This is a genomic window from Patiriisocius marinus (genome assembly GCF_008974325.1).
In the GTDB taxonomy this organism is placed as follows: Bacteria; Bacteroidota; Bacteroidia; order Flavobacteriales; family Flavobacteriaceae; genus Patiriisocius; species Patiriisocius marinus.
Genome location: NZ_BKCG01000001.1, coordinates 19,054 through 39,950, shown reverse-complemented (window position 1 = coordinate 39,950; position 20,897 = coordinate 19,054). Strand labels below are relative to the sequence as shown.

Below are 20,897 nucleotides of genomic sequence, written 5' to 3'. Positions count from 1 at the left end.
GCCATGGCAACAGTTATTACAATGCCGCGATTAAGCGACACGATGGAAGAAGGAACCGTAGCATCTTGGTTAAAAAATGTAGGCGATACTGTAGCTGAAGGTGATATTTTAGCTGAAATAGAAACAGATAAAGCCACTATGGAGTTTGAATCCTTCCACGAAGGAACATTACTTCATATTGGTATTCAAGAAGGTGAAACTGCTAATGTAGATGCACTTCTTGCGATAATTGGTGAAGAAGGAGAAGACATTTCTAGTTTGCTAAATACTGATGGAAGCGCTAAAGATAAAAATGATTCTAATGAAAATGAATCTTCAGAAAGTTCAGATGAAGCGACAGAAGATTCAGATACAAGTAACGATGATAAAACTTCAAATAGTCTTCCTGATGGTGTTACCATTATTACAATGCCACGTTTAAGTGATACGATGGAAGAAGGTACTGTAGCAACTTGGTTAAAGAAAGAAGGTGATGCTGTAGAAGAAGGCGATATTTTAGCTGAAATAGAAACAGATAAAGCTACTATGGAATTTGAATCATTCCATACTGGAACTTTATTAAAAATAGGAATCCATGAAGGTGAAACTGCTAAAGTAGACGCGTTACTTGCAATTATTGGACCTGAGGGAACTGATGTTTCAGGTATTAGTGGAAATACTCCTGCGAAAAAAGAAGCGCCTAAAAAAACCGAAACTCCAGTTAAAAAGGAAGAGCCTAAAAAACAAGAAGTAAAAAGTACCCCTAGTACTAAAATTGCTTCAAAACCAAATTCTGATCAACGTATTTTTGCTTCTCCATTAGCTAAAAAAATGGCAGAGGATAAAGGTATATCATTAAATCAAGTTCAAGGAACTGGAGAAAATGGACGTATAGTAAAAAGCGATATTGAAAACTATCAACCATCAGCTGGTGGTGCGCAAGCATATACTCCTGTAGGTGTTGAAAGTTTTGAAGAAGTGAAAAACTCGCAAATGCGTAAGACAATTGCTAAGCGATTGGGTGAATCTAAATTCTCTGCACCACATTATTATTTAACAATTGAGTTAGATATGGATAGCGCAATCACTTCACGTGCTGCGATAAATAGCGATCCAGACGTTAAAATAAGTTATAATGATATGATTGTAAAAGCTTGTGCAATGGCGCTTAGGAAGCACCCGCAAGTAAATAGTCAATGGACGGACGGAGTTACTAAAATTGCAAACCACATTCACGTAGGTGTTGCAGTTGCAGTTGATGAAGGTTTGTTAGTTCCTGTATTAAAATTTGCAGATCAAATGACTTTTTCTCAAATAGGGGCAAATGTAAAAGAACTTGCAGGTAAAGCTAGAAATAAAAAAATAACCCCTGCTGAAATGGAAGGAAGTACATTTACAGTAAGTAATTTAGGGATGTTTGGTATTAAGGAGTTTACTTCTATCATCAACGCACCTAATTCTGCTATCCTATCAGTAGGAGCGATCATTCAAAAACCAGTGGTTAAAAATGGAGCACTTGCAGTGGGGAATATTATGACGGTAACATTAGCTTGTGACCATAGAACAGTTGATGGAGCAACGGGTGCAAAATTCTTGCAGACCTTGCGAAATTATATTGAGAATCCAGTAACAATGTTTGTTTAACAAACACTATAAACCTCTCTGGATGTAAAAATCTTGAGAGGTTTTTTTATACATACACATGAAGAAAAACATCGTAGTAACAGGAACAAGTAGAGGTATAGGCTATCAATTAGTAGCCTTATTAACTAACGCAGGGCATAATGTGCTTGCGCTATCTAGAGACGCAGCACCTGTCTCTGGGATGGATATAACTAACTGTCATTGTTTTTCTTGTGATATTACTGAACCTGGCGATATTAAAAGAGCAGCTAAGTTTGTAAAAGAAACTTGGAATCATGTAGATATAGTAATTAATAACTCAGGTTATTTAATTTCTAAGCCTTTTGCAAAGCTGAAATATGACGATTTTAAAACCAGTTATGAAGTAAATGTATTTGGCGCTGCAATGCTAACACAGGCTATGTTGCCATTTATGAAAAAGGATGGTCATGTGGTGAATATTAGCAGTATGGGTGGTGTTAGAGGAAGTGCAAAATTTGCAGGACTTGCCGCTTATAGCAGTAGTAAAGGAGCGATAATTACACTTACCGAAGTCCTTGCCGAAGAATATAAAGAAACTGGTCCTAGCTTTAATGTATTGGCCCTTGGTTCAGTACAAACCGAAATGCTAGAAGAAGCTTTCCCAGGTTATAAAGCGCCGCTTACAGCTAAAGAAATGGCAAGATATATAATGGACTTTTCAGTAAATGGGAATAAATTTTATAATGGAAAAGTGTTAGAAGTTTCTAGTTCAACGCCATAATTATCATAGAGAAAATTCAATTTTAAACAATAAGAATGGGTTGTTTATAGTGTATGATCTATTACTTTCCAAAATGTCGTTTATCAAATTGTTTTCTATTATCGCATTTTGAGATGTAATGTTTTTAGAGATGATTGAATATGTGAATTTTTTGGATATTGAAGTATAGGATAGATCGAAATCTAAAAAATAAAAGTTACTACTACTATTTAAATCGGGATGATAATTTTCAAGAGTAGCACCTAATTTTATTCTGTCCTTCGGCTTAATGTATAAATGAAGATTGTTAGTTATACCATAAATTTCAGAATTATTTATTGCTTTGAATTTTAAATTGGTATTAGTAATTGTATTTTCAAAATTAAAAATTCCAAAAAATCCAGACTTAATAGTTAAGCTATTATTATTTGAATAAGAATTTACATTGCGTATAACTGCATTGTTCAATGAGTTGTTGTAAGACTCAAAGCCTACATTACTATTAAGTTTAACATTTGATTTAATAAAAGGAGCGTAGATGTCAATTCCAGTATTAAAGGAAACATTGTTAGTACTCAGGTTTCGTAAAATTTTTGTTGTAGACGTTTCATTAGGGTCAATAGATAGTTCAGATACAAAGTTATTAAACCGTTTGTTATAGTCTAGTGTTAAGTTTAAATGAGTTAATTCTAGTAAATTAAAATACGAATACCTTAGTTGTAATGATAGTCTTTTTAGAGGTTCAATATTAGATCCATTATTTAACTGTTGTGTTGGTGATGCAAAAATTGTATTGCTGTATTGATTGCTTAGAGAAAGGTTAGTTTCAGAATATAATCCTATTGATAAAATACAATTAATAATAAATTTTAATAATAAAATTGTTTGTTAGTTAATAATTACTCAAAATTGAAAAAAAAAAATATGAATTATCAAGTGTTTCTTAGACTTTTTTTAATTTAAAAACTATATTAGCTTTTGTGGATAAAACTCTAGAAAAATACATTCCTTCAGCTTCAGTAATTCCTGCGTTTGAGCTTATAAAAACGAACAATGTTCATTTAAAAATTGTTAATGAGCGTGTAACTAGGCACGGTGATTATCGTAAAATGTCTAATGGGCAGCACCAAATTACAGTAAACGCTAGCTTAAATAAATACCGCTTTTTTATTACTTTAATTCACGAAATAGCCCATTTAGTGGCATTTCAAAAGTTCGGGCGTACTATAAAACCGCACGGCAAAGAATGGAAATTCACATTTCAGCAATTAATGTTGCCATTTATTAATCCTGCAATATTTCCGTCACACTTACTTCCTTTAATTGCACTTCATTTTAAAAACCCAAAGGCATCAAGTGATACTGATGCGCGTTTATCTTTAGCATTAAAGCAATTTGACCCGCCAAATGATAAAAATTATATCTTTGAAATTCCAGATGGTGGATTGTTTAGATTGTACAATGGTAAAATATTTAAGCGAGGGAATAGGCGTGTAAAACGATACGAATGTGTTGAAGTGGCAACAGGAAGAGTGTATCTTTTTAACCCAAATGCCGAAGTTGAGTTTCTTAAATAATTCGGTTTATCACAGGGTATAAATCTTGATGGTTCGCTTTTATTTTTAAAGCAAAATTTTAAATATATTGTATCTTTAAATTAATAGCAAAATCTATAACGATATTACTATTTCGGTTTACTAAAAGAAGTACTTTAATAATAAATATTATGAGCACAAACTACTACGCAGTAATAATGGCAGGAGGAATAGGGTCACGTTTTTGGCCTGTGAGCACAGCAGATTTTCCCAAACAATTTCACGATATGTTAGGGACTGGGAAATCCTTATTACAGCAAACATTTTCAAGATTAAGTAAGCTCATCCCTCAAGAACAGATTCTGATATTAACAAACGAACGTTATTTAGATCTTACTCTCGAACAATTACCTGAAATTACGGCTAGCCAAGTTGTGTTAGAACCAGCAATGCGAAATACATCGCCTTGCATTGCACTTGCTGCAATGAAAATAAAAAAAATGAATCCTGATGCCTTAATGCTCGTAGCGCCTAGTGATCATTGGATTGAAGATGAAGATGCTTTTATGGCAGATGTACAAGCTTGTTTTGATGCAGCTCAAAGGGACGATATTTTAATGACATTAGGTATTGTGCCTACATTTCCTAATACAGGATATGGATATATTGAAGCCGAAAATTTAAGTGCATCACCCATTGCGCCAGTAAAACAATTTAGAGAAAAACCAGATTACGATACAGCGAAGACTTTTGTAGAAGCAGGGAATTTTATGTGGAATGCAGGTATTTTTATCTGGAGTGTAAAAAGCATTTTAAAAGCGTTTGAAACACATTTACCGGTAATGCACGCATTGTTTTCAGAAGGGGTTCCTGTGTACAACACAGATACTGAAAAGGCCTTTGTCGAAACAAATTATGAACTTGCCGAAAATATTTCTATAGATTTCGGAATTATGGAAAAAGCAACAAATGTATTCGTTAAAAAAGCGACTTTTGATTGGAATGATCTTGGAACTTGGGGAGCTTTACACGATAAACTAACTACTTCAGATAGTGAAAATGCTGTTGTTCGTGCCAAGCCATTTTTTAATGATGCAACTGGAAATATGGTTTTTTCGGAAACAGAAAAGCTGATTGTTGTAGATGGAATAAGTGATTATATTATAGTTGATAAAGAAGATACGTTATTACTATTTCCGAAGTCTAAAGAACAAGATATTAAAAAATTAGTCCAAGATATCAAAGCTCGCTTTGGTGAAAAATATAATTAAGAATGGATAATAACGATATACAAGATAATCCTTCAACTCCTCAGGACGAGAAGTTTGAACATATGAAATTATCTGCTTGGGAGAGTGTTAAAAGTTTTTTTATAGAACTTTTCGATATCCAAAGTGATACAGATAGAGATGCCACCATCGAGGCTGTAAAAAAAGATATATCTTTCAAGGGGCATACCGCTTGGATTTTGATATTTTCCATCTTTGTTGCCTCTATTGGGCTAAATGTAAGTAGTGCTGCTGTTGTTATTGGAGCGATGCTTATTTCTCCATTAATGGGCCCAATTGTGGGTATTGGATTATCAGTGGCGATTAATGATGTTGATACCATGAAACGTTCGTTTATTAATTTAGGCGTAATGGTAGTTTTAAGTGTAATGACAGCTTTTTTTTATTTTTCAGTATCACCACTTACAAAGGAGACGGCTGAGTTAGTAGCTAGAACTTATCCAACAGTATTAGATGTTTTGGTTGCTATTTTTGGTGGATTAGGATTGATTGTAGCAAAGACAAAAAGCGGGACTATAGCGAGTGTTATTTTTGGTGTTGCAATTGCAACTGCATTAATGCCACCTTTATGTACTGTAGGTTATGGGCTTGCTGTAGGCAATTTTAGTTATGCTGGTGGAGCCTTATATTTGTTTTCAATTAACGCTGTTTTTATAGCCTTAGCAACATTTATTGTAGCAAAAATTTTACGTTTCCCACTTGTTAGATATGCAAATAGTCAGCGTAGAAAAAATACTGCTCGTATTGCGTCATTAGTAGCGTTGATTGTTATTGTGCCAAGTATTTATTTGTTTATTAAATTGTTAGATCAAGAAGTTTTCACCAATAAAGCTGAAGAGTTTGTAGATACACAAATAAAATATGAAGGTGCTGAAGTTGTAAAGTTTACTCAAAATTATGAGTCTAAAATGATTGAAATATACTTGATTGGTCGCCCTGTGCCTCAAGATGAAATTTCAGTTTGGATTAAAAAATTACATGAAACAGACCAATTGGGTGATGTAGATTTAAGAGTGTATCAAGGTACTGATCAAAGTGATGAGTTGACTGAGCGTATTTCTGGGAGTTTAAAAGCTGATATTTTAAGCGAGTTGTATGTGAATAATGAGCAGCGTATTAGGGATAAAGATGAGCGTATTACTTTTTTAGAGGATGAAGTTGCACGACTTAGTGTAAAAGAAACGGTGCCGTTTGAAGAGGTGAGTAAAGAAATGAAAATTACTTACGAGGGGTTAGAAACATTTGGTTTTTCAAGAAGAATCAATACTGACTTTTCTAAAATTGATACTATTCCTGTTTTTAATATTTCTTGGAATAAAGCTGTTAAGTCTAAAGACAGAGCTGTAAACGCAGCTAAAATTTCTGAAATTTTAAAAATACGTATGAAGCTAGATACCCTTCTAGTTGTAGAAATGTCTAAGTAAAAGAAAGTAGTTGACAGCTTATTTATTTTGAACAGCGCGTATTTTTTTAAATAAATCTGAAGAGTACACGAAGTCTGTTACATCTTTATTGTCGGTTTTGAAAATATCCTCTTGGGTTCCTTTCCAAACTAATAATCCATTTTTCAAAAAGTTGATGCGTTCGCCTATTTCCATGACGGAGTTCATATCGTGTGTTACCACTACGGTAGTAATATCAAACTCGTGTGTAATTTCTTGAATCAGATTGTCAATTACTGTTGCTGTTTTTGGATCTAAACCTGAGTTAGGTTCATCACAAAATAGGTATTTAGGTCTGTTAACGATAGCGCGTGCTATTGAAACTCGCTTTTGCATTCCGCCAGATATTTCGGCTGGAAATTTTTTGTTATTTCCTTCTAGATTCACTCTGCTTAACACCTCGTTAACGCGATCAATCATCTCGCTTTTTTTCTGGTTTGTAAACATTCGAAGCGGAAACATTACATTTTCTTCGATAGTCATAGAGTCGAATAATGCGCCACCTTGAAAAAGCATCCCAATTTCTTCACGGAGCACTCTCTGTTGCTCATCGTTCATGTCTTGGATTGATTTGCCGTCAAATAAAATACGTCCTCCTTCGGGCTTAAATAAGCCAATTAGGCATTTTAACATTACAGATTTACCACTACCACTTTGTCCAATAATTAAGTTGGTTTTTCCTTTCTCAAAAATGGTTGATATACCTTTAAGTACTTCTTGATCGCCAAAGCGTTTTTTTATGTTTTCAACTTCTATCATTAACTTAAAAGCATTTGGGTGATAATATAATTAGCAAGTATGATAAGTACACTGGTCCAAACAAAACTTTTTGTGCTCGCTTTTCCTACTTCAAGTGCACCACCTTTCATATAATATCCATGCCACGATGGTACGGTTGCTAGTATAAAGGCAAAAATGAATGTTTTAATAAATGCATATGCTAAGTGGAATGGAATAAAATCTTGTTGTAGTCCCATTACAAACTCGTCCATAGATACAAAACCTCCATAAACACCTGCTAAAAGTCCTCCGGTCATTCCTAAAAACATAGCAATGGCTATTAAGAAGGGGAACATAAGCATAGCGATTATCTTCGGAAATACTAAATAATTTAATGAGTTAATTCCCATTACTTCAAGGGCGTCAATTTGTTCGGTTACCCTCATTGATCCTATGCTTGATGTTATAAATGACCCTACTTTTCCTGCCATAATTATGGAAATAAATGTAGGGGCAAACTCTAGCATTATAGACTGTCTTGTTGCAAAACCAATAAGTGTTTTAGGTATTAATGGATTTGTTAAGTTTAATGCTGTTTGTAATGTAATTACACCACCAACAAAAAAACCTATAAAACCTACGATACCTAGAGATCCAATGATTAGATCATCTATCTCTTTAAATATAAGTTCTCTTAAAACCGATCCTTTAGTGAAACTGCTAAAAGTGCGTTTAAGCATTAAAAAATAAGTTCCTATGTCCTCTAAATATCCCATATGGTTGTACTACGAAGGTACTAAATTATTGCGGTACGTTTGTTAAGCTACTTTTAATGTATTTTATTTATCAAACAACTGTAGCATTTTGTTAAATAGCTCTGTGTTTTTAAAAATTCCATTAAAGTTATTTTCTCCAGGGCCTTTTGCAAAAACGGGTACTAATGTTCCAGAATGTCCACTTGTAGAAAACGTAGGTTTAATTTTGTTATAGTCTTTTCCATCTGCAGATAATGTAAATCCACCTGTTTCGTGGTCTGCAGTAACAATAACTAACGTGTTTGAATTGTTTTTAGCAAAATCTAAAGCAACACCAATTGTATTGTCAAAATCGATTAGTTCACTAATTAGATAATCAGCTTCGTTGTTATGTCCACCCCAATCAATTTGAGATCCTTCTACCATTAAAAAAAAACCGTTAGGGTTTTTTGAAAGTTTTTCAAGAGCTAGTTTAGTAGCGTTTGGCAGATAATCTCCTCGTCCTTCAATCATTTTTGGCATTCCATCAGGAGCAAGAATGATAGCTTGTTTTTTGTCTCCAACTGTTGTTGGGAGTTGTTTTGTGTGAACTTCGTAACCATTTTCTACAAGTTCATTGTATAATTTTCTTTTGTCGTTTCTGTTGTCAAAAAAATCATCACCACCTCCAGCTATAAAGTCGATGTTTGAAGTAGGTAGAGCGGCAGCGATATCGTCGTACATTCTGCGTTTTTTAACGTGTGCATAAAAACTAGCGGGAGTTGCGTGAACCACTGACGATGTTGATATGAGTCCTGTACTTATGTTACGAGGTATTAAATGCTCTACAATTGTTTTTATGGCAACTGTATCTTGGTCTACACTAATTGCTCCATTGTAAGTAGAAACACCCGTAGCGTATGCTGTTGCACTTGCTGCACTATCTGTGATAAGATGGCTTGCTGCACTTGTTTTAATTAAGCCTATTGTTTCAAACCTATCAAAATTAGGTTTGTTTTCGTTGTAATAATAGCTCGCTGAAACTTCACTTAATCCCATTCCATCACCAATAAGAAGAATAATGTTTAAAGGTTTATCTTGATTGGTTTCAGAAACTTCTGAATTAGGAGTTGTTGTAGCTTCTGTAGAAACTTTACAGCTTAATGTGCTAAAAACTAGAGCTAAGGCTAAAACGTGATAAATTTTTAATCGCATCAGATTTCGGTTTATTAAAAATCAAAATTACAATTATTTATAGTGCTATGTGTTAACGCTTCGTTATAGTATTTTCTTTTTAATTCCTTGCCAGCGTGTTTTGTTTATAAAATCACCTTCTTCTTTAGTGACAATGCGTTTTAAAGAAGTTTTTTTAGCGTTATCAAATCCTCGCATGCAGTTAAAATATGCCGAAAAATCATTCTTTGCTATTGCTAATTTGAGTGCAGCAATACGAGCTAAATTTTTAGAATAGCGCATTTTATAAAAAGCTTCTCCTTGTTTAAAAAGTGCTGTTTTAATATATTTTTCTCCTGTAGATTTTAAGTGCTTTACGTGCGCAGTTGTGTCAGTAGAAATAATCCAACCGTGAAATTGTGCAAGCATTCCATCAACGGTATCCCAGCCAATAGATTTTTTTAAACCGCCTATTTGCTCAAAACAGGCTTTTCGATAGAGTTTTATAGGACCTCTTACTTTTGTTTTTTCTGAAATAGCTTCAAAAACCCAAGTATCATTTTCTTTGATGTATAGATTACCACCAGCGATTCCTACTTTTTCATCCTCTTTAAAAAGTGCGATGATCTTTTCAAAATAATCATTTGGTAAAATAAGGTCGGCATCAAATTTTCCTATTAAATCAAAATCTTCAGTTATAGTTTCAAAACCCTTATAAAAGGCGTTGATTATTTTAGCTCCAGGAATGTGTGTGTCTTCTGAAATATTATGAATCGATGTAATAAATGAATGATTTGAAGAATAGCCATCAATTATTTCTTGGCTTCCATCAGTTGAGTTATCATTCACGATAAGTACTTGATTGGGCTTTATAGTTTGTGCAACTATTGAATCAAGCATTTGTGGGAGGTATACTTCTTCGTTATGTACGGGTATGATGATACAAATTTTCAAACTCTCTCTGCATATATAAGATAATATCGAGGAGTGAATCTACGAAGAATTGGTCTAAAACCAATTTTCTTAACTGGATTTGTAAACTTAACACTGTCTTTTATACGCCACCCAGACTTTTCCAAAAGCCAATCAAATTGCCAATCTTCAAATTCGTGATAATGTCTATCCCATTCATCTGTTTTACTTCTATAAGCTGAAGCGAACCAAAGTTTTAATGGGATTGATGCTATTAGTTTATTAGTTTTAATGTCGTTCAATACATTGAAAGGGGACACTAAATGTTCAAAGATTTCAAAGGCTGTAACTACATCAAACTCTTCTGTAGTTACTGCATCTGTGGTAAGGTCTAAATCTTCACCTTTGGTGTTTGAAATGTTATATCCTTCAGATTTTAATATTTCAGAAAATGGATTTGGAATCCCTAAATCTAAAATACGATCATCTGTGGTTGCATGCTTTTCTAAAAATGCTTTGGTAATTTTATATCTTTTTTTCGGGTATTTACCTTCGTACATCTTTATACTTTATAAACCATTGCATTAATGTTCATTCCTGCTCCAACACTAGCAAACATTATAATGTCTCCTTTGTTTATTTCGTGTCCAGGTAATCGCCCTTTCATTATTAAATCGAATAGGGTAGGTACTGTTGCTACGCTCGAGTTACCTAATTTGTCAATAGTCATTGGCATAATACCATCAGGCATTTCCATAGAATATAGTTCGTAAAAACGTTTAAGGATAGCCTCATCCATTTTTTCGTTTGCTTGATGTATAAGTACTTTCTTTAAGTCCTTAATATCATAACCGCTCTCGTCAAAACAGGCCTTCATTGCTTCAGATACATTGGTTAATGCAAAGTTGTAAATTTTACGGCCGTACATTTTAATGTATTTACGGCGATCAGTTATTTCTTGATTATTACTTTCTCCAAAGTAAATAAAGTGTGCTTCATCATAAGTATAAGTGGCACTTTTATGAGTTATAATTCCAGTGTTTTCTTCTTCACTTTTTTCAACGACTGCTGCTCCAGCTCCGTCACTGTAAATCATTGAATCTCTATCATGAGGATCAACAACTCTTGATAGTGCTTCAGCGCCAATCACTAAACATTTTTTAGCCATTCCTGCTTTGATAAAAGCATTGGCTTGTATCATAGATTCAACCCATCCAGGGCAACCAAAAAGCATGTCGTAAGCAACGCAATAAGGATTTTTAATACGTAATAAGTGTTTTACTCTTGAAGCTAAACTAGGTACAGTGTCACTTTGTAAATCACCGTGTTTTATATCGCCATAGTTATGTGCTACAATAATATAATCTATAGTTTCAATATCAATTCCAGCATTGTCAATTGCATTTTGTGCTGCAATTGCTGCAATACTGCTAGTTGTAAGTTCGTCTTTAATGTAACGACGTTCCTCAATACCAGTAATAGCTTTGAATTTTTCAATAATCACGTCGTTTTCTTGACCAAATTTTGATCCGTCTTGATTACGAAAATCGTGGTTTTTAAAATCTTTATTGGCAGCAACACCTTGGGGGATATAGCTTCCTATGCCAGTGATGGTAACACTCATAGTACTTGGTTTTTGGCTAAATTACTTAAAACAGTTGTTTAACCGTCTTAAAAACTAGTGAAATGTATTCACTTTTAGATATTGATAATATTTATCCGAATAAATCGAAAATCCTCATTTTAAACGGCTTAAAATGAGGATTTGGAAAAATAACATTTCGGCTATGCCTCCATGTAAGCTTCGATTGGTGCGCAAGTACAGATTAAGTTTCGGTCACCGTATGCATCGTCAACACGTCTAACACTTGGCCAAAATTTATTGTCGCTTACATATTCTAATGGAAATGCAGCTTGTTGCCTTGTGTAAGGGAACTCCCAAGTGTCTGCTGTGAGCATTGCTTGTGTATGTGGTGCGTTTTTTAATAAGTTGTTTGCTTCATCTTTATTTGAGGCATCAATTTCTTTTCTAATAGAAATCATAGCTTCACAAAAACGATCAAGTTCTTCAACACTTTCGCTTTCGGTAGGTTCAATCATCATAGTTCCTGCAACTGGGAATGAAACTGTAGGTGCATGGAATCCATAATCCATTAAACGCTTAGCGATATCAACTACTTCGATTCCGTTTGCTTTAAATGGACGACAGTCAATAATCATTTCGTGAGCTGCGCGACCTCTTTCTCCAGCATATAATACTTCGTAAGATCCTTTTAAGCGCTCTTTAATATAGTTTGCATTTAAAATAGCATACTGAGTCGATTTTTTTAGTCCATTTTCTCCTAACATGCATATGTAAGCATAGCTAATTAAACAGGCTAATGCGCTTCCCCAAGGTGCTCCTGAGATAGCGGTAATAGCGTGGTCACCACCAGTTTCAATTACTGGGTTAGTTGGTAAAAATGGGACTAATTGTTTTGCTACACATATTGGGCCTACACCGGGTCCACCTCCTCCGTGAGGAATAGCAAAGGTTTTGTGTAAGTTTAAGTGACAAACATCTGCGCCAATGGCTCCTGGATTAGTTAGGGCTACTTGTGCGTTCATATTTGCACCATCCATATATACTTGACCACCATTATCGTGAATCAAGCTTGTAATTTCTTTAATTGCACTTTCATAAACTCCGTGTGTTGATGGGTATGTTACCATCAATGCAGCAAGATTGTCTTTGTGTTCTTCAGCTTTTGCTCTTAGATCATCAACATCAATATTTCCTTCTTCAGTAGCTTTAGTAACAACTACCTTCATTCCTGCCATAACAGCACTTGCAGGATTTGTTCCGTGAGCAGAAGATGGAATTAAGCAGATGTTTCTATGAGTATCTCCACGAGATTCGTGGTAAGCTCTAATAACCATGAGTCCTGCATACTCACCTTGAGCACCACTGTTAGGTTGTAATGAAGTTCCTGCAAAACCAGTGATTTCAGTTAATTGCTCTTCTAATTTTTTAAGCATAAATTGGTATCCACCTGCTTGTTCTGTTGGGACAAATGGGTGCATATTACCCCACATAGGGTCACTCAATGGAAGCATTTCTGCAGCTGCATTAAGTTTCATTGTACAGCTACCTAAAGAAATCATAGAATGATTTAACGCAAGGTCTTTACGTTCTAAGCGCTTGATGTAACGCATTAGCTCCGTTTCACTGTGGTAGCTGTTAAAGACATCATTAGTTAAAAAAGCACTATGTCTTGCTATACTTTCTGGAATTCCAGTTCCTTCTTTAATATCTGTAATTTTAAAAGAATCTTTATTTGTAGCTTCAGCAAAGAGAGCTACAATTTTGTTAAGGTCTTTAAGTGTTGTTGTTTCGTTAATAGAAATAGCAACCGTTTCGTCATCTGGGTAGTAAAAGTTAATTTCTTTTGCTTCAGATAAAAACTTAATTTTAGTGGCATCTGTTTTTATAGCGATTGTATCGAAGTATGTTTCATTAGCTTGATATAATCCTAATTTTTCTAATGCATCTGCTAATGTAGCTGCGTGGTTATGTACTTTAGAAGCGATATATTCTAAACCGTTTGGTCCGTGATAAACACCATACATACCTGCCATTACCGCTAGTAAAACTTGAGCAGTACAAATATTACTTGTCGCTTTGTCTCTTTTAATATGTTGCTCTCTAGTTTGAAGCGCCATACGCAAAGCACGATTGCCATTAGTATCTTTAGTTACACCAATAATACGTCCTGGGATATTACGTTTGTAAGCTTCTTTAGTAGCAAAGTAAGCTGCGTGTGGTCCACCGTAACCAAGTGGAATTCCAAAACGCTGTGTAGTTCCAACAACAACATCAACTCCAAAATTCCCTGGTGCTTCTAGCTTTACTAAGCTAAGAATATCTGCTGCTACTGCTACTTTAATTTGGTGGTCATTTGCTTTTGCTACAAACGATTTATAGTCGTGAACTTTTCCGCTTTTTCCTGGATATTGAAGGATAGCTCCAAAAAATTCCTCTGAAAAATCAAAATCTTCATGATTACCAATAACCAATTCAACACCAATAGGTGTAGAGCGAGTTTCTAATAATGATAAAGTTTGTGGTAAAATTTCCTCGCTAACAAAAAACTTGTTTGCGTTGTTTTTCTTTTGTTCTCTTTCTCTTACAGCAAATAACAGTGCCATTGCTTCAGCAGCAGCAGTACTTTCATCAAGTAGTGAAGCATTTGCAAGTTCCATTCCTGTTAAGTCCGTTACCATTGTTTGGTAATTTAATAGTGCTTCAAGTCTACCTTGTGCTATTTCGGCTTGATAAGGAGTGTATGCGGTATACCAACCTGGATTTTCAAGAATATTTCTTTGTATAACAGGGGGTGTTATCGATTGATGATATCCTAAACCTATATATGTTTTAAAAACTTGGTTTTTAGAAGATAACTCCGTAATGTGTTCAAGATACTCTTGTTCACTCATTGCAGTGTCAAGTTTTATATCTTTTTCAAGACGGATATCATCGGGGATAGTTTCAAAAATGAGTTGATCAATAGTTTCAACACCCACGGTTTTGAGCATTTTGTCAAGGTCCTTTCTACGAGGTCCTATATGTCTAAGAGCAAATGAGTCAGTATTCATAGTACTTTTTCTATGTGGAGATACAGTTAATTAAACGTATTGTTATAGTCGTTTTACTTCGGAAATTTTAAATAAAAACCACCTTTTTAAACGGGTTTCAAAAATACAACTTATTTGAATTAATTGAACCGCGTTTTAACGAACTAAAATCATAACTTTTCAACCGAAATACGAGGTTACTAACAACACTGAAAGAGTAATCCATTTTTGTCAAGTACCAACTATTAATGTGAATAGGAGCGAACTAGTATCTATTGTTGGCTTTTGCGAGGAATGGACTTATTTTGATATCGCTTTTATGCTAAACGAATTGATTATAATGTTACTACTTCATTTGTAATAACTAATTTTACGAAGTGCGAATTATAAAAAATATAGTAGATTTTTATATAAAGTCAAGTATCCATGTGGCGCTTGCTGTTACAAGTTTTGTAAAAGTGTGGTCTCTTGAGTTTAATTCTAGTTTAAGTATTTACTTTTACGGTCTTGTTTTTTTTGCGACAATTTCTGGATACAATTTTGTTAAATATGCTAAAGCTGCTGGATTGCACCATAGAAGTTTGACAAATTCATTACAGGCAATACAGGCATTCTCTTTTGTAAGCTTTTGTTTATTTCTGTATTGTTTGTTCCACATAGATTTTAAAACGATAGTGGGTGGGGTTGCTTTAAGTGCGCTTACTTTTTTCTATGCTGTCCCATTGTTTAGGAAGACTAGTTTACGAACTTTAGCAGGAATAAAAGTTGTTATAGTTGCAATTGTATGGGCTGGTGTTACTTGTGTATTGCCTTCACTTGAGAATGGAGTTCCTTTTGATACAGATGTTTGGTTAACATTTACACAACGAATAGTACTTGTACTTGCGTTAATGATTCCTTTTGAAATTAGAGATTTGAAATTTGATGAATTAGCATTAGGTACAATGCCGCAGCAATGGGGAATTAATAAGACTAAAATATTTGGGATAGGGCTAATAGTTTTCACCATACTATTAGAAGGTTTTAAAGATGTGATTTCAGCCAAGCATATTTCTGCATTGAGTATCACATGTGTAGTTTTAGGATTTGTAATCCTTATTTCTAAGAAAAAACAATCGGAATACTTTGCAGCCTTTTGGGTTGAAAGTATTCCGATTTTCTATGTAGCTATACTATTATTGTTTAGCCATTTCCTTTTCTAAGCGCTGCTTTAAAGATTCTTTGTCTTGTGATGACATAGTTTTTACTTTATTACGCTTAATAAATTTTGTAAGCTTTGCATTTCGTGCCGAATATTCTCGACAGGCTCTACAAAAAATAACGTGAATGTTTAATTTTATCATTTCAAGAAAGCTAGCTTCCTTGTATTGATTTTTATCACAGGTGTGATTTGCTTCTTCGCATTTTAAAAAGATACTCATTTCTATAACCAATTTTTTTCTAGACAATTAGCCATAGCAGTTCTTGCTCTGTGGATAATTACCCATAGGTTAGACGGCGTTATATCAAATTCATTACAAATTGCTTCGGTATCAAAATTATCTATGGTTTTCATTTTAAAAATGGTAGCCTGCTTAATGTTCAATGTGTCTAGACAATTGTGGATAGCCATCCCTAATTCTTCATTTTCCATAGTCTCTTCAGCAGTTTTATCAAAGGGATCACTCACTCTTTCTTCAAGCCAATCACCTTCAGAATCTTCATCTGAATAGTTCATTCTAACTTCTGCTTTTCCTTTTTTGCTATTTGTCTTTCGGTAATGATCAATGATTTTTCGTTTCAAAATTGAAATTAGCCAAGTTCTTTCACTAGCTTCTCCTTTGAAATTTTCAGCAGATTTAAGTCCTGCCAAGAATGTTTCAGAAATTAAATCCTGCGTTACTTCGTGATCATTTACACGAACTATCGTGTAATTGTAGAGATAATCGCTATAGCGATCTACCCATTCATTAGTGTTAATTACGTGTTTTGACATAAGCAAATTCAAAAATAGCTAAAGTTTTTTTAACAGTTACATTTTTTATAATAATGTAAAGTACTGATTTCTAAAAACTGAATGTAGAAGTTACTAGCATCTAAATTTGTATTTTCGTGAAAAAAAGAGATGAAAAAATTATTATTATTGTTTGTTCTTACTGTCACAGTAGCGCAATCACAAGAGATGAATTCTGAACGTTTTTATGCTAAAATGGCTGTTCAAGATGCTGAAGAATTATCAAACGACTTTCCAAACGAAGTTTCAATTTTAGCAAAAAAAGGAAATGAAGCGGCTGTTTATATGTCTCAATTAGCAGCGCATAAACTTCACGATAGAGTTTTAGTTCACGGCCCTGGTTATGTTTATAAAGCTTCTGAAGCTGCGGTTTTACAAAGTTTAAATAAAGAGCCAAATACAGTTCGATCAGTAATAGACTTTACAATTACAGAAGATGCAATTGTAGCTGAAGCTTTAGGGGTAATTAATACATCAAGAATAGAAGATCATATTTTAGAGCTTGAAGCTTATGGTACACGTCATCATTCAACTACTAGTGGATCACAAGCAGCTGAAGATTTGAAAGTAAAATGGGAGGCTCTTGCAGCTTCTTTTGGAAGAACCGATGTTAGTGTTCGATTATTCGATCATAACAATACGAATATGCCTTCTGTAATAATGACAATTGAAGGAGCAGATTTTCCTGATGAGTATGTAATAGTAGGTGGGCATTTAGATTCGACTTCATCACAAGCACAAACAAATGCACCTGGAGCAGATGATGATGCTTCAGGAATAGCTACTATAACAGAATCTGTTAGAAGTCTTTTTGAAATAGGGTATGTGCCACAACGTACTATTGAAGTTATGGCATATGCTGCTGAAGAAATTGGGTTAGTTGGTTCTGCAGAAATTGCAGAAGACTATAGTAGTAATGGTGTTGATGTAGGAGCAGTTGTTCAATTTGATATGACAAACTTTAATGGTTCTGCAAACGATATCTCATTTGTAACGGACTTTACTAATGCGACTTTAAATAATTATTTAATGAGTTTGTTAGATCATTATAATGCAAGTGGACCACACGCTGTTACTTATGGTACATCAGTTTGTAACTACGGATGTTCAGATCACGCTAGTTGGACTGCTGAAGGGTATATGGCATCTTTTCCTTTTGAGGCTAATTTTGGCGATCACAATGGAGCAATACATACCCCTAATGACACTTTTAGTGTTTCAGGAACTGCAGATCACGCAACTAAATTTGCAAAGCTTTGTGTTGAATTTTTAATTGAAGCTTCTAAGAGTGTTATTTTAGGATTAAACGACGTTTTGGCTAGTACGGTAAGCGTTACTACAACTAGAGGGATTCTTAATTATACACTAGATAAATCAAATCAAGATTTCAATCAAGTAATTTTATATGATGCTTTAGGAAATAAAATTTTTCAAGAGGATGTTACTTCTAATCAAGGGATAATTTCAACCACTAGTTTATCTCAAGGATTGTATATTTTATCTTTCGTAACGGAAGGAAAAGGTATGGTGTCTAAGAAAGTTGTTGTTAAATAATTTTCAAAACATACTGCTTATAAAAAAAACGCCCTTTAGTTAAAGGGCGTTTTTTTGTGTTTCAATTTTCAATAATTATTGAAAGTTTAGTTCGGTCTTTTTAAAAAGACTTATTTTAAATGTGGTTAAATTTTCTTGAAAGTTAAATCAATACCGCCGTTCAGGAAATTGAGCATTAAGTTATTTTTATCAATTTTGTTGATGTAATAACAATCTGGAAATTTTCCTTTTACTGAAATATAACGATCTGGTTCACTAGCTCTACTAGGATCAGGGTTAGCTAAACATCGATCGCTCAATTCAATTCTAACTCCGGGTCCTGCACTTATACCGCTGTAATAATTAGAAATTACATCACCTTTAATCTTTATAACACTTAGCGTATCAAGCGTGTTTTGCCAAGAGCCTTGAAGTAGTTTTAAGTTAGCCGAATTCACAACATCATCTTTCACTTCTTCAGTGGGTTTGTTTTCAATAGAAACGTTGTTAGTTGTTACTTCTTTACAACCAATAAACAATAGTAAAACGAAAATGTATTTAAATGAATTCATAACAGTATGTATTATTTTACTAGTAAACCTGCTCTTTCTAATAATGCATCTGGATTAGGTTCTTGTCCTCTAAAGGCTTTATAAAGCTCCATTGGATCAACTGTTCCTCCTTGTGAAAGTACGGTGTCTTTAAATTTAGAAGCTACTTTTTTATTGAAAATTCCTTCTTGTTTAAAATAAGCGAATGCATCTGCATCAAGTACTTCGGCCCACTTGTAACTGTAGTATCCAGCGCTATATCCACCTTGAAAAATATGTGAAAATGCTGTACTCATGCAAGTTTCTGGAGTTTCTGGATATAAAGTAGTATCACCAAAAGCTTCCGTTTCAAATTTCTTTACTTCTGAAATATTAGAAGGATCACTACCGTGCCAAGACATATCTAAAAGTCCAAAACTCAACTGGCGCATAGTCTGCATTCCTTCGTGGAAGGTAGCCGATTCTTTAATTTTCTTTACCAATTCCATTGGTATTACTTCGCCTGTTTCATAGTGCGTTGCAAAAAGCTCCAAAGTCTCTTTCTCATAACACCAGTTTTCTAAAATCTGACTCGGTAATTCAACAAAATCCCAATACACATTAGTTCCTGATAACCCCTTATAAGTTGTGTTAGCAAGCATTCCGTGTAAGCCGTGACCAAACTCGTGAAACAGGGTTGTTACTTCGTTAAACGTTAATAAAGAGGGTTTGCTAGCTGTAGGCTTTGTAAAATTACAGACATTTGAAATATGTGGGCGATCATTAATGCCATGAAATTTCTGTTGAGGTTTGTAGCTTGTCATCCAAGCGCCTCCACGTTTTCCTGCTCGAGGATGGAAATCTGCATAAAATATAGCAACTAGTGCGCCTTCAGCATCGGTTACACGATAGGTTTTTACATCTTCATGGTATTTTTCAATGGTATTATCTATCTCAAATTCAAGCCCAAATAATTTATTAGCTACCGTAAAAACTCCGTTTATTACGTTTTCAAGCTTAAAGTATGGCTTTAGTTTTTCGTCATCTAGACTAAATTTTTGTTGCTTTAACTTTTCGGCATAAAAAGCACTGTCCCATTTTTGAAGTTGATCAATTCCGTCAAGCTCTTTTGCAAAAGCCTCTAGTTCGTCAAATTCCTTTTGTGCAGCAGGCTTCGCTTTTACAAGTAGTTCATTTAAAAATGATTGTACTTTTTGTGGCGTTTCGGCCATGCGTTCTTCAAGTACAAAATGCGCGTGACTTTCATAACCTAATAATGCAGCACGTTGATGACGTAGATTTACGATGTCAATAACATTTTGCTCGTTATTATGCTCATTTTTCTGAAACGCTCTAGCACCAAACGCTAATGATAATTCTTTGCGTAATGCTCTGTTTTCAGCATATTTCATAAAAGGAACATAGCTAGGATAGTCTAGTGTGAATACCCATCCTTCTTTCTCTTTTTCCTTTGCGGTTTGTGCTGCCGCTTCTTTTACACCTTCAGGAAGTCCAGCTAAATCACTTTCTTCAGTTAGGTGCATTTGATAAGCATTTGTTTCTGCTAATACATTTTCTCCAAATGTTAATTTAAGTTTAGAAAGCTCAGTGTCAATTTTACGAAGCGCTATTTTTTTCTCTTCCGAAAGATTAGCACCATTTCGACTAAAGCCTTTATATTGCTTATCGAGCAACATTTTTTGCTCGGCCGTTAAATTATATGTTTCACGAGCGTCAAATACAGTTTTTACTTTTTTGAAGAGTGCTTCATTTAAAAGTAAATCGTTACCAAACTCAGTTAAAAGTGGAGATAATTCCTGTGCTATCTTTTGGATTTCCTCATTTGTTTCAGCACTATTTAGGTTGAAGAAAATACTTGTAGCTCTGTCTAGCTGGTGTCCAGTATTTTCAAGCGCTTCTACAGTGTTAGCAAATGTAGGAGCGTCATTATTTTCAACAATAGCATTCACTTCTTTCTTTGTGTCTTCAATCAATTGCTTGATAGCAGGAGCGAAGTGTTCATTTTTTATTTTTGAAAATGGTGCTTGGTCGAAGGGTTGTAGTAATGGATTCATTTA

The 20,897-nt window shown here is 34.3% G+C and carries 18 protein-coding genes; 7 read left to right on the top strand and 11 right to left on the bottom strand.

Annotated features, from left to right (window positions below):
* Nucleotides 1–3: 3 nt before the first annotated feature.
* The 5 genes from GBH57_RS00195 (at nt 4) to GBH57_RS00175 (ending at nt 6,592) form a co-directional block, all read left to right on the top strand.
* Nucleotides 4–1,623 carry a pyruvate dehydrogenase complex dihydrolipoamide acetyltransferase gene (locus GBH57_RS00195; RefSeq protein WP_151672036.1) on the top strand — a complete coding sequence of 540 codons (1,620 nt, stop codon included), beginning with the start codon at nt 4–6 and terminating at the stop codon, nt 1,621–1,623.
* Between the two features lie 58 nt (nt 1,624–1,681).
* Complete coding sequence (locus tag GBH57_RS00190) at nt 1,682–2,365, top strand: SDR family NAD(P)-dependent oxidoreductase (RefSeq protein ID WP_151672035.1); 684 nt, start codon at nt 1,682–1,684, stop codon at nt 2,363–2,365.
* Between the two features lie 959 nt (nt 2,366–3,324).
* Nucleotides 3,325–3,921 carry a SprT-like domain-containing protein gene (locus GBH57_RS00185; RefSeq protein WP_151672034.1) on the top strand — a complete coding sequence of 199 codons (597 nt, stop codon included), beginning with the start codon at nt 3,325–3,327 and terminating at the stop codon, nt 3,919–3,921.
* A gap of 149 nt (nt 3,922–4,070) precedes the next feature.
* Nucleotides 4,071–5,150, top strand: a complete 1,080-nt coding sequence (locus GBH57_RS00180; RefSeq protein WP_151672033.1) for a mannose-1-phosphate guanylyltransferase — start codon at nt 4,071–4,073, stop codon at nt 5,148–5,150.
* Nucleotides 5,151–5,152: 2 nt separating this feature from the next.
* The gene (locus GBH57_RS00175) at nt 5,153–6,592 is read left to right on the top strand and encodes a DUF389 domain-containing protein (protein WP_151672032.1); all 1,440 of its coding nucleotides are present in this window, start codon (nt 5,153–5,155) and stop codon (nt 6,590–6,592) included.
* Between the two features lie 18 nt (nt 6,593–6,610).
* On the opposite strand, the gene GBH57_RS00170 is transcribed toward GBH57_RS00175, so the two are convergent.
* The 7 genes from GBH57_RS00170 to gcvP form a co-directional block, all read right to left on the bottom strand.
* Nucleotides 6,611–7,369, bottom strand: coding sequence for an ABC transporter ATP-binding protein (locus tag GBH57_RS00170; RefSeq protein ID WP_151672031.1), 759 nt, complete (start codon nt 7,367–7,369; stop codon nt 6,611–6,613).
* Nucleotides 7,369–8,106: an MlaE family ABC transporter permease gene (locus GBH57_RS00165; protein ID WP_151672030.1), complete on the bottom strand. Its 738-nt coding sequence runs from the start codon at nt 8,104–8,106 to the stop codon at nt 7,369–7,371. Before GBH57_RS00165 ends, GBH57_RS00170 begins: the two co-directional genes overlap by 1 nt.
* Nucleotides 8,107–8,169: 63 nt before the next feature.
* A complete protein-coding gene (locus tag GBH57_RS00160; RefSeq protein WP_151672029.1) occupies nt 8,170–9,279 on the bottom strand; it encodes an alkaline phosphatase in 1,110 nt (369 codons plus the stop codon).
* 63 nt (nt 9,280–9,342) lie between these two features.
* Nucleotides 9,343–10,191, bottom strand: coding sequence for a glycosyltransferase family 2 protein (locus GBH57_RS00155; protein WP_151672028.1), 849 nt, complete (start codon nt 10,189–10,191; stop codon nt 9,343–9,345).
* Nucleotides 10,188–10,709: a class I SAM-dependent methyltransferase gene (locus tag GBH57_RS00150; protein WP_151672027.1), complete on the bottom strand. Its 522-nt coding sequence runs from the start codon at nt 10,707–10,709 to the stop codon at nt 10,188–10,190. The genes GBH57_RS00155 and GBH57_RS00150 overlap by 4 nt, the downstream gene beginning before the upstream one ends.
* A gap of 2 nt (nt 10,710–10,711) precedes the next feature.
* Nucleotides 10,712–11,773, bottom strand: a complete 1,062-nt coding sequence (locus GBH57_RS00145) for a 3-oxoacyl-ACP synthase III family protein (RefSeq protein ID WP_151672026.1) — start codon at nt 11,771–11,773, stop codon at nt 10,712–10,714.
* A gap of 161 nt (nt 11,774–11,934) precedes the next feature.
* Complete coding sequence (gene gcvP, locus GBH57_RS00140) at nt 11,935–14,784, bottom strand: aminomethyl-transferring glycine dehydrogenase (protein WP_151672025.1); 2,850 nt, start codon at nt 14,782–14,784, stop codon at nt 11,935–11,937.
* Nucleotides 14,785–15,140: 356 nt separating this feature from the next.
* Here gcvP and GBH57_RS00135 point away from each other — a divergent pair, with 356 nt between their 5' ends.
* Complete coding sequence (locus tag GBH57_RS00135; protein WP_151672024.1) at nt 15,141–15,965, top strand: UbiA prenyltransferase family protein; 825 nt, start codon at nt 15,141–15,143, stop codon at nt 15,963–15,965.
* On the opposite strand, the gene GBH57_RS00130 is transcribed toward GBH57_RS00135, so the two are convergent.
* The gene (locus tag GBH57_RS00130) at nt 15,939–16,184 is read right to left on the bottom strand and encodes a glycine dehydrogenase (RefSeq protein WP_151672023.1); all 246 of its coding nucleotides are present in this window, start codon (nt 16,182–16,184) and stop codon (nt 15,939–15,941) included. The two genes, GBH57_RS00135 and GBH57_RS00130, sit on opposite strands and share 27 nt — an antisense overlap.
* A 2-nt stretch (nt 16,185–16,186) precedes the next feature.
* On the bottom strand, nt 16,187–16,738 hold the full coding sequence (locus GBH57_RS00125) for a sigma-70 family RNA polymerase sigma factor (RefSeq protein ID WP_151672022.1): 552 nt from the start codon (nt 16,736–16,738) through the stop codon (nt 16,187–16,189).
* A 129-nt stretch (nt 16,739–16,867) separates the two neighbouring features.
* Between GBH57_RS00125 and GBH57_RS00120 the strand changes: the two genes are divergently transcribed.
* Nucleotides 16,868–18,310, top strand: a complete 1,443-nt coding sequence (locus GBH57_RS00120; protein ID WP_151672021.1) for a M20/M25/M40 family metallo-hydrolase — start codon at nt 16,868–16,870, stop codon at nt 18,308–18,310.
* A gap of 125 nt (nt 18,311–18,435) precedes the next feature.
* Here the strand turns inward: GBH57_RS00120 and GBH57_RS00115 are convergent, their stop codons facing one another.
* Nucleotides 18,436–18,861, bottom strand: coding sequence for a hypothetical protein (locus GBH57_RS00115; protein WP_151672020.1), 426 nt, complete (start codon nt 18,859–18,861; stop codon nt 18,436–18,438).
* An 11-nt stretch (nt 18,862–18,872) separates the two neighbouring features.
* The gene (locus tag GBH57_RS00110; protein WP_151672019.1) at nt 18,873–20,894 is read right to left on the bottom strand and encodes a M3 family metallopeptidase; all 2,022 of its coding nucleotides are present in this window, start codon (nt 20,892–20,894) and stop codon (nt 18,873–18,875) included.
* Between the last annotated feature and the right edge of the window lie 3 nt (nt 20,895–20,897).